This is a genomic window from uncultured Mobiluncus sp. (assembly GCF_947254095.1).
In the GTDB taxonomy this organism is placed as follows: Bacteria; Actinomycetota; Actinomycetes; order Actinomycetales; family Actinomycetaceae; genus Mobiluncus.
Window position 1 is genome coordinate 77,636 of sequence record NZ_CAMYBV010000003.1, and the last position, 12,576, is coordinate 90,211.

The window sequence follows — 12,576 nt, forward strand, 5'->3', positions numbered from 1 at the left end:
GCCCGAAATTCCTCCGCAAAGCTCGGGCTGCACATAACCTAGGCAAACCGGCGACGGCTTCAATACCCAAACTTTTCTAAGACTTCGTCCGCCTCCTTTCCACGGTCCGTCAAGTTACTGACCAAAAGGTCTCGGCTGTATTCGGCTATGCCCAGCTCATCGAGGATGTCCCGGAGGGTGAGCAGTTGGCGCTCCGGACTGTCCTCATTGAGGAACACGTAGGCGCACACGATGTCCTCGGCGGGTGTCTGGGGATGAGCCTGCAGCCAGTAGAGACGATAGATGCCCAGCTGGTGAAGCCATTGAGCATAGTTTTCCGGGGTCGGACGCCGACCGGTTTTCCAGTCCAGAATCCAGATTTTTCCGGTTTGTGCCTCGACAAACTGTGCATCAATCCGCAGCGGAATCACGGCACCGCCCGCTTCTTCAACATAAAGCTCACCGTTGAATTCGACTCGTGGACGGCGCAGGCGCCGCAGCAGTTCCAGGTCAGCGTAGTGCTGCTGCCATTTGTGCAGCAGCTTACGCTGTTCGGAGGTGAATCCGTTTTCCATTCCGGCATCAAAAATGAGCACGTCTTCGTTTTCGAGCTGGCTGGCAATCCAAGCGTGCATATAGGTTCCCAAACGGGCCGCCGCGCTGGGTTCCTGCGGCAGGGGACGCAGACGCTGCAGCAGGTATCCCTCGCTGTCTTGCGCCAAACGCGCCATCCCGGTAGCAGAAATTCGTCCCAGCAAATCGCCTGTCCCCAGGCGTGTTTGCGGCTGGTGCAGCAGTTGACCCAAGCGGCGCTCGGTTTCTTCCGCGGCGTCCTGGCTGATTCCGTCTGCGAATTTGCCGCTGGCCAGGGCAGCCTCGGTGGCTGCAACCGCGTGAGCGAAGTCCTGGCGAGTCTGGGTCCACGGCAGTGCCGGCCAAACGCCCGCATCGAACCGGCCCTGATTTGGGTTTTGAGTTTTTTCAGGAATGGAGGTGACTTCGGTCTCGGGCCATTCGACACTGGGGAGTGCTATGCCCAATCGGGTGGCTTCCTGTGCAAACGTCTCAGCGTTGAACGGGGTCAGCAGGTTTTCGGTTTCCGCCGTGCTTCCCCCCGAGGCCTGCACCTCCGTCCCGTCCACGGCACCCGATACCTCAGCATCGGTAAAGATGTGCTGGTGCGGGTCCTGTTCCACCAGGAAAAACTTGCTGGGCAAACGTTCTGTCCTATTCTGCCGTTCGAACCAGCAGTGCCCCAGCAAGAGCCGCGATTTAGCGCGGGTGAAAGCCACGTAGGCCAATCGGGATTCTTCCCGCAGGGTGTATTGGCCAGCCTCTTCCTGGTACGACTCCAACAGACCTTTTTTCGATGATACTTTTCCTTTCGCGGTCAAAACGGTTTGGGTCTTTAGTTCCAGCTCGGGCAGATGGGCCCGGTCACTGCGCAGTGGATAGGGCAGCACGTCACGTTGCGTGACCCAGATGCTGCTTTTAGTAGAGGGGAAAGTCTTTTTGTTCAGGTTCGGAACCGCCACCCAATCCCATTCGAGGCCCTTTGCTGCGTGCATGGTGATAATCTGAACCGCCGCATTATCAACCTCAAAGTCCAGGTCAGCAAAGCTGGCTTCCTCATCTTCACCGGCACTCAGCCAGTTGAGGAATCCGCTCAACGTCGCTCCGGGAGTCTGCCCAAAATCGCGAACCAGGTTTAAGAACTCGACATAGGCCGCGGCATGGCACGGGGAACCGGGCAGCTGCTGTTCAATATCCAAATCGAGCAGTCGATGCGCCAAACGCGCCAGCACAAGAGGGGTCGCGAACACGGCATTTTCCCTAAGTTCCGTGAGGATTCCGCGCAGTTTTTCCAGGCGGAGGGCTGCCTCAGCTGAGACTTGAGCCCCGCCCTCCATCACTATCTGGTAGGGGGTGAAACGGTGCGGATTTTGCCCCACCGCCTGTAGATCGCTCAGTCCCAATCGGTATCGATCGAGCAAAATCAGCAGGCTGGCGCTTTTTTCAGGATTATCAGTGACCTCCAGAGCGGCTCGCACCAAACGCACCCCCGGATCCTCCAAAACACCCTGCATCCCCCTGGTTTGGTAGGGGATTCCAGCTCGGCGCAGTGCCTCAACCAAGCCGGGAATAGCGTTTTTTGCACGGCACAACACCGCGGCGGTAGGCAGCTTTTCGGCAGGCATCCCCTCGCTTTGCAACTTGACCCGCTGGGCTTGCCACAGCCGAAGAAAGTTCACCACCGCTTGACTTTGCTGGATATCGGTCAATGTTTGAATTCCGTAGACGATGCCGGGATTCGCCCCCGGCCGTGCCCGCAGGGGTTTACTGACTGCGGGTTGGAGACCCTGATCCCGCCGGCCTTTCCCCCTCGCGCCCGGGGACGGGGCCGTGGCCAGTTCGGCAGAAATGCGGTTAGCGACTTTGAGGATGGCCTCATCGTTGCGCCACGAGGTCGACAAAGTCCGAGTGAGCAGCTGTTGCGGATCCGAGCAAAACATGGTGCCGAAATCCTCCATAGAGGCCGCGGAAGCCCCCCGCCAACCGTAAATGGCTTGGTTCGGATCGCCCACCGCAGTAACCGCACAATCGCGGAAAATTCCCGAAAGAAAACGCATCTGAGCCACGGAAGTGTCTTGGAATTCGTCCAGGAACACCAGCTGGAATCGTTCCCGCTGGCTGTCCCCGACAACCGGCAGTTGTTCGACCAAGCGGACCGTTTCCCGAGTTTGGTCAGAAAAGTCTGCCATCATGAGTTCCTGTTTGCGTTCATTGAAAGCCTGGATGACGTCTGTGGCGTTACGCCCGAATTCCATAGTGGTGAGGGCAGTTTTCAAATGGCGTAACGCTGTCGCGTTGAGCTCTGAACCTTCAGTATCACGCAGGTGTTTGGCAACAGACAGATAGGAACGGTAGGTCTGTTTCATTTCAGCCAGATCTACGAGATGCGAATTCGTGTCGTTAGCCAGGGACAGCAGGATCTTTATCAGGTTTTCGGTGTTTTCACCCTCGCGTTTCGTCCCCAGCGCTCCGGTCCAGCTTTGCACCACGTCAGTCATGATTTGATACCTGGCTGCGTCGGTGATGGTGGTGAAACCCGATTCCCGCCCGACCAGGTTTCCGAATTCCGTCAGAAGGGTCCCCGCGTAGGAATCGTAGGTTGAAACACTGACCGGGTGGCGCAGCATTTCCGAGGTCATCCCCCGCTGGGCGAGGGCCTCGAAACGCTGACGCAGCTGGTCAAGGTCAAGGTCTGCGGCTTTTAACACCGCGGTGACCTCAGCAGTTTGCTGCCGGTCTTGCACCGACTCCATGAGGCTCGCGAAACGTTCCAAACGCAACGCGAAACGGGCTGCCATTTCTGCCGCAGCCTTGCGAGTAAAGGTCAAACCCAGGATGGCTTCAGGAACAATGCCCGCGTTGACGACCCCATAAACCAGCCGGTTCGCGATGGTTTCCGTTTTCCCGCTGCCGGCCCCGGCGACCACCAGGAGTTGTCCCTGCGGAGCCGTGATTACCGCGGATTGTTCCTCGGTCGGCGGGTTAGCCCCCGTCAAAATAGCTAGTTCACCCGCAGAAAACAGTTCTTTCTCTGGTTTAGATGTAGTCATCGTTGTCTCACTTCCACTCCGAGATTATTCCCAGTACCCCAAGCTCCTAGGGATTCGATTTGTGTCAAATTCGGTCCGCTGAACGCCGCCACCGCTAAGTCCACACGGTCTTGTAAATAGTCTTTCAACAGCATGGCTTCCGGATCGGGCGCTCCCGGGGCTTCACCGCGCAGCCAGGCCAGCGGGTCAAGGAGAATTTGCCGTTGTTCAGCGGAGAACGGATTGGGGAGGGTAATCGTTTCCGTTTCTGAAGCTAGGGCTTTTTGGACCCAGATCTTGGGGTCTCGCGGCTCTTCGATGACTTCGGAGTTCAGCGGTTCGTCCGAGTTTGGCGGCACCAGGAGGGCCACAATTTCCGCCAGATCGCAGGGCTGCTGCTGGCCTAGCGCAGAGGCGTTATAGGCTGCCTGGTAGAGAGCTAACTGCAGATTGCCCGCCACCAGGGGGGCACTGAATTTAGTAAGAGCTCCGGTCTTATAGTCGATTAAGATGACTCGTCCATGCGCAAACATCACCCGGTCAATTCGGGCGTTGTACACCAGGGCGCCGGCCCCGGAACTGGCCTGCAACCGAGCGGGATAACGCACCTCGAAAAGAGAGGGATACTGATGATTGACCAAGAAAGTCGCCAGGGGCACCAGGCAGGTTTCGATTCGACGCCGGAAGTTCCATTCCACCCACGTGTCCCCGGAGAGGGGGCCCAGAAGACTGCGCACCTCGTTGCGTAGTTCGGTCAGGATTTGGTCATATTCCAAGTCATCTCGAGGCCCGTGGTCCTTCCACCAGTATCTGCGTCCCAGGATCTCGGCGGCTGCGTGAACAATGTTCCCGACTTTATTAGCCGCATACGGGTCATCTTCATCGTTAGAGTAGCCGGACCAGCTCAGCACGTTATCCAAAGGATTTTCCAAGGCACGTTCCAGCCCTGAGGCATAGATGTGCACTTCGGTGGATTCTAGATTGGTGGATTCGGGATTGGTTCCGCTGATCGGCAAGGCACCCATCCAATTGTCCGGGTGAGCGGCTGGACAATCCCCCGCTGCCAGTTTCGCCAAGAGACCCGCGGCGGTAGGAGCATCGATAGTGGGAGTTCCCCAACTGGTTTCCCCACCCAAGCAGGCCGAGCGCAGGTAGGCTACGAAGTCACGCAGGTTCGTGGGCAAAGGTCGATGCTGTTTCGGCTCTAGCTGTAAAGTCTGCACCAGCGGCGTGAGGAAAGTGGAACGTCCGACTCCGTCCTGAGCGGTGGTGCCCAAAATTAAACGTTCAGTGCAACGGGTCAAGGCGGTAAAGAAATGCCGGTACTCGTTTTGCCAGTTCCACAGGTAACCGGCGCTGCTGGAGTTTACGGGGTCGCCGCAATCTTCCAGCTCGAACGTGGAAGCACCCAAGATTGAACCCGGCCAACGCATCGCCGGCCAGCTTCCGTCAGTCAGTCCCGCTACTGCCACCAGGGGCCAATGCTGCGAGACAGAGGCCGCGGCAGGCGTGACCGTGACCGCGTCGTGTACCAGATGGTGCGGGGCGACGGTGCCGGTTGGAAGATCGCGAGCCAGCATTCCCCGGGCGAAATCCGCCGCGGTTTGGCCCGGATTTCGAGCCTCGAACCAGTCCGCCGCCTTGAACAAGTCCATCACTAAATCCAGGTCTATCTGGAGGGTAGAACGCACCATGGGGACCAAGCCGGGCTGCAGGGCTCGAGCCTGGAGAAGTTCAGCGCGTCCCAGACCATCCCAAAGCTTCCACAGCAACAACTGCACCGACCCTGAATCGGCTTTCCATTGCTGCCATCCCGAACGGAGCGCCTGTGCGAGGTCTGCCAGCTGGTTCGAATCAGGAAATTCGGCGGTTATCTCAGCGAGGGTGCGCCCAAAGAAATCCTGACCGGAAATCACCGTACGTAAAAACTGACGGATGTAAGGCAGGATTCCAACTGTGTCGGAAGCGCTTTGCTCATCATCAGCGGCATTGCCGGATTCCATTGCGGAGGGGGACCGCTGGTCACCATCCCCGACTTCCCCCGGAGGCAGCAATGTCAGGTCGTGCAGATAGGTGTCCATGCGCCGCATTCGCCACACGTCCCAGCCCACCAGGGCAGAGGAAAGCAATCCGGCCAAATCCAGGTCCGAAAGCTCTACCTGGTCGGGGTTTTCCACGCAAACGGCCTGCATCATCTGAAGCAGGCAGCGGGTTAGACGCCCTTCGTTGAGTTGACCGGCGGCTCCCGGAACCACCACCGGAATATCCATGTTTTCCAAGACTTCAGCAACTTGGCGGGCTTCCAGGGAGGACCTGGTCAGAACTGCCATCTGAGAGTATTGCAGGGGGTGGTCAGAGAAAATGTGGGCGTCTTGCAGGAGCGTCCCGATTTCACGGTATTGGGCCGTGTCGTTGGGTTTTTCCACCAAAATAACGTGGTCTGGGCAGTCCGAGGCGGCGGTTGGTTCTGGCTGTGCCGGATCCGGGGACGGCTCCCCCTGCGCGTTCCACAATCGTGCGCTGATGCCGTGTACCCCCAGACGATTTACAGCAGTGCGCCACAAGCGGCTCAACGGTGCGGGGACGTGTTCCCGGCTGAGCAGAATCTCGGTGACGGTTTTGCCGGGAATTTTCCCCAATCGTTCCCACAGTTTTTCGCACAAGTGCGGACTGGCTCCGCGATAGGTGTTCACGCAGGTTTCGGGCAGGGTACAGGCCACGAGGGTGGTCCCATGCGCCGCCCAAAGCGAGAGGATGTCAATCATCAATCCGTTGAGGTTTTGCAGGTCATCGACCCCCACCAGTTCCGGTACCGGGGCTCCCGCTTTCACTGCCAAAAGGTATTCCTCGAAAAGGGAAGCCGTGTCCAGGGGCCAGGCAGATTGGCGAGCCTGCAGGCGTTGCGCCTCCCGGTCGGTTTGCATGGCCTGAATGAGCCGGATCACCAGCGGATGAACCGGGGATGGTGCGGGGTCTGAGAAGGCGGCGCCAGCAAAAGCCCGAACGCGGAAAATTCCGTCCACCAAATCACGCCGGAATCCCTGGGTTTCCAGAGCCGAGCGTAGTTCCTCCTCCAGGGGCATTTCGGCCAGGAAATCCTGGATTTGAACCATAACCTCAGCATCGGTAGCCAGTCGCACCTCCGGCAGGCCCTCCGCTTTACGCCATTGATTGAAACGCGCAAAAACTTCCGCCACGAAACCTTTGCTAACGCCCAGAGGGCAACCCGGAGTCTCAGAGCGGGCGCGAAGCTCTAAGGCTCGCTCGCTCAACCGTCGGGCAGCACCCGCATTCGCGCTCAACACCAGCATCTCGGGATTATCCACCAGCAGCTGGGCTAAAAGCGTGGTTTTGCCACTGGCTGGAACCCCCGCCAACAGTACAGATTCACCGTGATTAAGCGACTGGCGAACCTGACTCGCTAACTCATCGAAACTCTCCATACCTTGAGAGTACCAGTCCCCCCGGAGACGAAAATTTTAGAGTTTAAAACTCGCCCCATCCTCGAACATATAATTCCCGCTCATCGGCCAAAACCCCTAGAATAAAGGGACAGTCGGAAAGGAACATTAATGGAAATCAAAATCGGAATGAAGTCCGTGGCTCGCGAAATCGCCCTGGACATCGACAAGTCCCCCGAGGAACTGCAAAAGCTGCTCAAAGACGCCATCACCAAGGGGGAAATCATTGATTTGGTGGACAAGCGCGAGTCGCACACCATCCTGAACGCGGGCAACATCGCCTACGTCGAGTTTGCCCCGGAACGCCAAAACCGGATTGGTTTCGCCATCTGATTGTCTCTAAAAAGCCAGCCCTAAGTCTTCCATCCTGCGGGAATGCTGCTTCTGGATTTCCTCGACCTTGTCGCTGGCGTCTATGCCCTCGGGCAGGAGCAGAGGGTAGGTGTCCAGAATAGCTCTGACCCCGGCTACAGCCTCTCCCGCGACCCGCCGCCCCCACATGGACAGGCGCGACTCTACCGTCGGGTCAGCCGCGATTCCGTCACGCAGCCGCGCTCGCACCCACTGCGTCAGTCCGGCGGATCCAGAAACCCCCAGAATCTCAATCATGTCAGCCCCCACGAACTGGGCTGCCAAATCCTCCATATCCGCCAAAATTCCCACAAAAATGTAGCTCTTAACCATGCGTTCCCACCAGTCACGAGGGCGGGTGCGCAGCTCCATGTCGTCAAAGAAGCCCACGTAAGGTTGGGTCAAGTCCGCCAAATCTAAGCCCCGCCGGTTAGCAAACGCTTCCAAATCATCGATGGCGGTCACGAAGGAAACCCCCATCCGCGCCAACGCCAGCTGGTCAGCAAAATCAGTGGTCTGGGACACATCCCGAGCCAGCCTCGCATAGGCCGTTATTCGCGTGAAAGCCACCAAACCCAGCATATGCGCCGTGCGTTCTTCCGAAATTTCCATAGGTTCATTCTAAGCGCTGGGCTGCGGTAGGGAATGCGAAACTCAAGACATTGCCTGGAAAAGTTGTCAAAATGGGGGGATGGGGATTTCTTTTTTTCCAAACTCAGCACCAGCCGGAGCCGCCTCCCGTCACCGGTCGGCCTCCCGTCATCGGGCTGCCGCTAGCTTTTGGTCTGAAGGCCGGCTCTGGCGGCGAGCCGGTGTGACGCTGGCAGCCGTGGGCTTGGCCGCCACCGGGCTGATAGCGGGTAGCCCCGGAACGAACTTTGCGCCCGGTCAGCCCGCCGTGGCGCAGGCGGCACCGGGGAACAGCGAGACGGCGGCACGCGCCGAGTTTGAATCCTTGTGGAACGTAACAGACAAGGTCACCCCGTTTTCTTCCGGGACGGTCATTTCTTCGTGCACCCCCGGCACGGCGCAGCCCGAAGCCGTCCAAAAGATGCTTTCGACCTGGAACTATTTACGCTCTTTAAACGGTCTCACCCCCGTCAGTTTGCCTGCCGACTACGCTCCGCAAGGCCCGGCGCAAGCGGCAGCCCTCACCGCCGCGGCAGGACCGGTTGCTTCGCCAACCCCCGACTCTGTTCCCGGCGCTACCTGCCTGAACGAAGACGTGAAACTCGCCTCCCGTTCGGGGGTCATTTCCCGTTTGGACGGCATCGTCACCCCGGCCACAGAAATCTTGCGCTACATCACCGAAGCCTCCGCCACGAACATGAACGATAACTTGGGCCATCGTCTCCAGATGTTCTCACCCGTTCAGGCAAACGCCGCTATCGGAGCCGTTTCCATCGGAACCTCCGGCCCTACCGCGACTTCCATCCAGCTTTTCGACACGACTTACCAGGCCGCCGGCCGGCCGGCCCACCCCAATTTTTGGAATCCCACAAATCCTCAGCCACCGAGCATAGCGTGGCCAGCAGCGGGGTACTTCCCCTCGCGTATCCTGCCTACCGGTGCGGGCGAAAATGTGTCCCGCTGGTCTTACTCCGGTCAATGCGCCGACCTGCGGGCTGCCGAGGTCCATGTGACCGGCCCCGCAGGAGAGATTCCGCTGCAGGTCGTTCGCCGTTCGCAACCGGGTATTGACCCCAATCTGACACCGTGGGAATACGGCGGATATGACACAATTTTGTTTAAAGTTCCCCTGGATCAGCTGACTATTCCCGACTTCTACAACGTGGCGCCATATACCGTCAGTATCTCTAACATCCGCACCGCCCCAAACTGCCAGCCGGTACCGACCTCGACCAGCTACCAGATCAACCTGTTCAACTCGGATTGGCCCGCCGACCCTAACGGCGATGCGGATCGTGACGGGGTCCCGAACTCGCTGGATCCCCGCCCGCACATCCCTGACCTGCACACTAATCGGATTGGCGGGGCTAACCGATTCGAAACTTCCGCCGCTATCGCTAAGGCGTCAGACTCCCGTCCCGCGGTGGTCTACCTGGCTCACTCCGATATTTTCGCCGATGCCCTGGTAGGCGGGGTTCTCAAGGACGGTCCGGTACTTTTGGTTCCTCCCGATACGTCCTCGGTACCGCCCGTGATTACCGACACTCTGCACTCTCTGGGGCCCACACAGGTCATAGCTTTAGGGGGAACCGGAGCGGTTTCCGACGCCCGTCTCTATGAACTCGCCGGGGGACGCAGCGCCCTGCGGGTGGGCGGAGCCAATCGGGTCGATACTTCCGTGATGATTGCCCGCCGAGCCTTTTCCAAAGCAAATTCTCTCTACATTGCCAACGCCTACGGGCCTGGCGGCAGTGTCTCACCGGACGCGCTGACCGGCGCTGCCTTGGGAGACGGACCTATCGTCCTGGTCAACTCGTCCTCCCCCGCTATCGCCACCATTCGCCAACTGGCGACGGACCTGCAGGTGAGCCGGGTAGTTGCCCTGGGAGGGCCCGCGGCCGTGTCGGACGCGGTACTTGAAGGTGTAGCCAACGGCAAAGCGGCGACCCGTCTGGGAGGCCGGGATCGTTACGAAACATCGCGGGAAATTGCGTTGGAATCCGCGCGTCTGCAGCCCTCAACCCACGCCTACCTGGCCCGCGGCGACGTGTTTGCCGACGCGGTTTCGGGAGGCCACCTGCGCAACGGACCGATTTTGCTGGTGCCGCGTGGCTGCACAGCCCTGGACCAGAACACATTGCACACTTTGGCAAAACTCAACGCTTTCCAGGTGACCGCCCTGGGCGGATACGGCGCAATCTGTGAAGAAACCTTACAGAGCGCGCTGCAGTGGCCAGACTACGTCAACCACAACGTCACCGAGTTCTAGGCGGTTGCCTGTAGTGGTGAACCAGGCAGGAAAAACACATCCCCCGGCCAGCGCGGTTTACAATGAAAGATGTACACAAACGACTTTTGAACACTGACAACGATAAGGAAGATACACATTGAGAAGCGAAGATACCTTGGAAACCGCGGGAACTGACGAGGAAACTGCGGCGGACATCACCGGTATTAACGACTTGGAAGCGAACCAAGACAAAACTTTCGCCGATTTCGATGTGGAACCCGAAATCGTTGAGGCCCTGCAAGATCAAGGCATCATTCATCCGTTCCCGATTCAAGCCCTGACCCTGCCGGTCGCGTTGAACCGTCGGGACATTATCGGTCAGGCCAAGACCGGTACCGGCAAGACCCTCGGGTTTGCCATCCCGATTCTGCACGACATTATCGGTCCCGGCGACGAAGGCTGGGACGAGATTCCCGATCCGGGAGCCCCGCAAGCCCTGGTGGTCTTGCCGACTCGCGAGCTGGCGAAACAAGTTGCGGCGGAAATTCGAGCCGCCGGCGCCCACCGGGTGGCTCGAATTGTCGAGATTTACGGCGGGGTCGGTTTCGATTCCCAGGTCGACGCGCTGCACCAGGGGGTCGAGGTGGTGGTCGGCACTCCGGGACGTCTGATCGACCTGATGGATCAGGGTACCTTGAAACTGGGGAGGGTCCGCACCCTGGTTTTGGATGAGGCTGACGAGATGCTGGACATGGGGTTCCTGCCTGATGTGGAAAAACTCATCGCCCAGGTTCCCACACACCGCCACACCATGCTGTTCTCGGCCACGATGCCGGGACCGGTAGTTGCTCTGGCGCGCCGTTACATGGATCAGCCCACACATATTCGTGCCGCCGACCCGGCTGACTCCTCACAGACCGTGCGGCAGGTCAAACAGGTCGTGTACCGGGTACATTCCCTGAACAAGACGGAAGTCGTCGCCCGGATTTTGCAAGCTCAGGGGCGGGGTCTGACGATTATCTTTACCCGCACGAAGCGGACCTGCCAACGGCTGGCCGACGATCTCTCCGATCGGGGTTTCGCCACCGGCGCCATCCACGGTGATTTGGGTCAGAACGCACGAGAGCGGGCTTTGCGGGCTTTCCGTCACGGCAAGGTGGACGTGCTGGTTGCTACTGATGTGGCGGCTCGAGGCATTGACGTGGATGACGTGACCCACGTGATTAACTATGAATGCCCCGAGGACGATAAGACCTATATTCACCGCATTGGGCGCACCGCCCGCGCCGGCAACAAGGGCAGTGCCATTACTTTTGTGGATTGGGAGGACCTGACACGGTGGCGGGTCATTAACCGGGCTCTCGACTTGGATTTTGCCGAACCGAAAGAGACCTACCACACGTCCCCGCATCTCTATTCCGACCTGGATATTCCCGCTGACGCCACCGCAAACTTACCGCGGTCCCGCCGGATTCGTGCCGGATTGGAAGCCGAGGAACTGGAGGATTTGGGCGGACGCGACCCGGGGCGTTCCGGGCAACGTCGCAGCAGGAAAGGCTCCGGTTCGGGACGCCGGAAATCTGAGAAGGGCCGTGGACCACGCAAGAACGGCAAAAAGAAACACGACGTCAAAGATGGCGGGAAAACAGCAGAGCGCAAGGACGGTGCGGAACCGGCAAAGAAGGAACGCCAACGCAAACGCACTCGTCGTCACAAGTCCGATAAGGATGGAAAAAGTAAGGGAGCTCACTGATGATTGATCACCTCACCCCTTACGAAGGCGTTATTTTTGGCGCTTTAATCGGAATGGGCATCATCTCGATGCTCTCGGCCGAGGAAAACACCCAGACGGTGGGGGCCTGCCTGTTAGCGGCCGGTTTTTGGGGCGGGGTCATTGCGCTGGTGCGCGCCTTGGTGCATCGCGAGCCCGGGGGTCTATATGTCATCTCCTTCGTGGCAGCGCTGATTGCCGGTTTGATGAAGTTCTTTGTGTTTTCTGACTTGGGCAAAGACGGCGGAAACCGGGTCATCTGGACTTTCATTATCGGCATCGGCATCGCCGGTTTAGTCGGCACGGCTTTGAACGCTTTGATTCGCAAGCCCCCGGAGGACCCGGAAGCAGCAGCGAAGCAGGCCGCCCCGAAGCTTGACGAATCCGAGGGAGCCGCTCCCCTGCACGGGTTAGATGAAGCCGCGTCAGAGGCTGGCGCACCGATAGATGAAGTTCCTCCTGAGGACGCCCCGGACTTGCCCTAGACACCTAACACAACAGTCACCTGCCCGGCCGAGGACGTCACGAGGACAGCACGAAGACAGAGGTTTT

The 12,576-nt window shown here is 59.0% G+C and carries 7 protein-coding genes; 4 read left to right on the forward strand and 3 right to left on the reverse strand.

What is annotated here, in order from left to right:
• Positions 1–59: 59 nt before the first annotated feature.
• The gene (locus tag Q0X47_RS01670; protein WP_297722067.1) at positions 60–3,602 is read right to left on the reverse strand and encodes an ATP-dependent DNA helicase; all 3,543 of its coding nucleotides are present in this window, start codon (positions 3,600–3,602) and stop codon (positions 60–62) included.
• Positions 3,599–7,024, reverse strand: coding sequence for a PD-(D/E)XK nuclease family protein (locus Q0X47_RS01675; RefSeq protein WP_297722070.1), 3,426 nt, complete (start codon positions 7,022–7,024; stop codon positions 3,599–3,601). Before Q0X47_RS01675 ends, Q0X47_RS01670 begins: the two co-directional genes overlap by 4 nt.
• A 129-nt stretch (positions 7,025–7,153) precedes the next feature.
• On the opposite strand from Q0X47_RS01675, the gene Q0X47_RS01680 reads away from it, so the two are divergent.
• Positions 7,154–7,375: a DUF3107 domain-containing protein gene (locus Q0X47_RS01680; protein ID WP_297722073.1), complete on the forward strand. Its 222-nt coding sequence runs from the start codon at positions 7,154–7,156 to the stop codon at positions 7,373–7,375.
• Positions 7,376–7,381: 6 nt separating this feature from the next.
• Here the strand turns inward: Q0X47_RS01680 and Q0X47_RS01685 are convergent, their stop codons facing one another.
• On the reverse strand, positions 7,382–8,005 hold the full coding sequence (locus tag Q0X47_RS01685) for a ferritin-like fold-containing protein (protein ID WP_297722076.1): 624 nt from the start codon (positions 8,003–8,005) through the stop codon (positions 7,382–7,384).
• Between the two features lie 79 nt (positions 8,006–8,084).
• Between Q0X47_RS01685 and Q0X47_RS01690 the strand changes: the two genes are divergently transcribed.
• The 3 genes from Q0X47_RS01690 to Q0X47_RS01700 all read left to right on the forward strand — a co-directional run bounded on the left by Q0X47_RS01690 (position 8,085) and on the right by Q0X47_RS01700 (position 12,509).
• Entirely contained in the window at positions 8,085–10,292 is a 2,208-nt protein-coding gene (locus Q0X47_RS01690; RefSeq protein WP_297722079.1) for a cell wall-binding repeat-containing protein, read from the forward strand.
• A 136-nt stretch (positions 10,293–10,428) separates the two neighbouring features.
• Positions 10,429–12,006, forward strand: coding sequence for a DEAD/DEAH box helicase (locus tag Q0X47_RS01695; RefSeq protein ID WP_297722162.1), 1,578 nt, complete (start codon positions 10,429–10,431; stop codon positions 12,004–12,006).
• A complete protein-coding gene (locus tag Q0X47_RS01700) occupies positions 12,006–12,509 on the forward strand; it encodes a transglycosylase (RefSeq protein ID WP_297722082.1) in 504 nt (167 codons plus the stop codon). Before Q0X47_RS01695 ends, Q0X47_RS01700 begins: the two co-directional genes overlap by 1 nt.
• Positions 12,510–12,576: the final 67 nt, after the last annotated feature.

Coding starts and splice junctions, on each gene's coding strand:
- Q0X47_RS01700 (WP_297722082.1), top strand. CDS start 12,006: ATGATTGATCACCTCACCCCTTACGAAGGCGTTATTTTTGGCGCTTTA.
- Q0X47_RS01675 (WP_297722070.1), bottom strand. CDS start 7,024: ATGGAGAGTTTCGATGAGTTAGCGAGTCAGGTTCGCCAGTCGCTTAAT.
- Q0X47_RS01685 (WP_297722076.1), bottom strand. CDS start 8,005: ATGGAAATTTCGGAAGAACGCACGGCGCATATGCTGGGTTTGGTGGCT.
- Q0X47_RS01690 (WP_297722079.1), top strand. CDS start 8,085: ATGGGGATTTCTTTTTTTCCAAACTCAGCACCAGCCGGAGCCGCCTCC.
- Q0X47_RS01670 (WP_297722067.1), bottom strand. CDS start 3,602: ATGACTACATCTAAACCAGAGAAAGAACTGTTTTCTGCGGGTGAACTA.
- Q0X47_RS01680 (WP_297722073.1), top strand. CDS start 7,154: ATGGAAATCAAAATCGGAATGAAGTCCGTGGCTCGCGAAATCGCCCTG.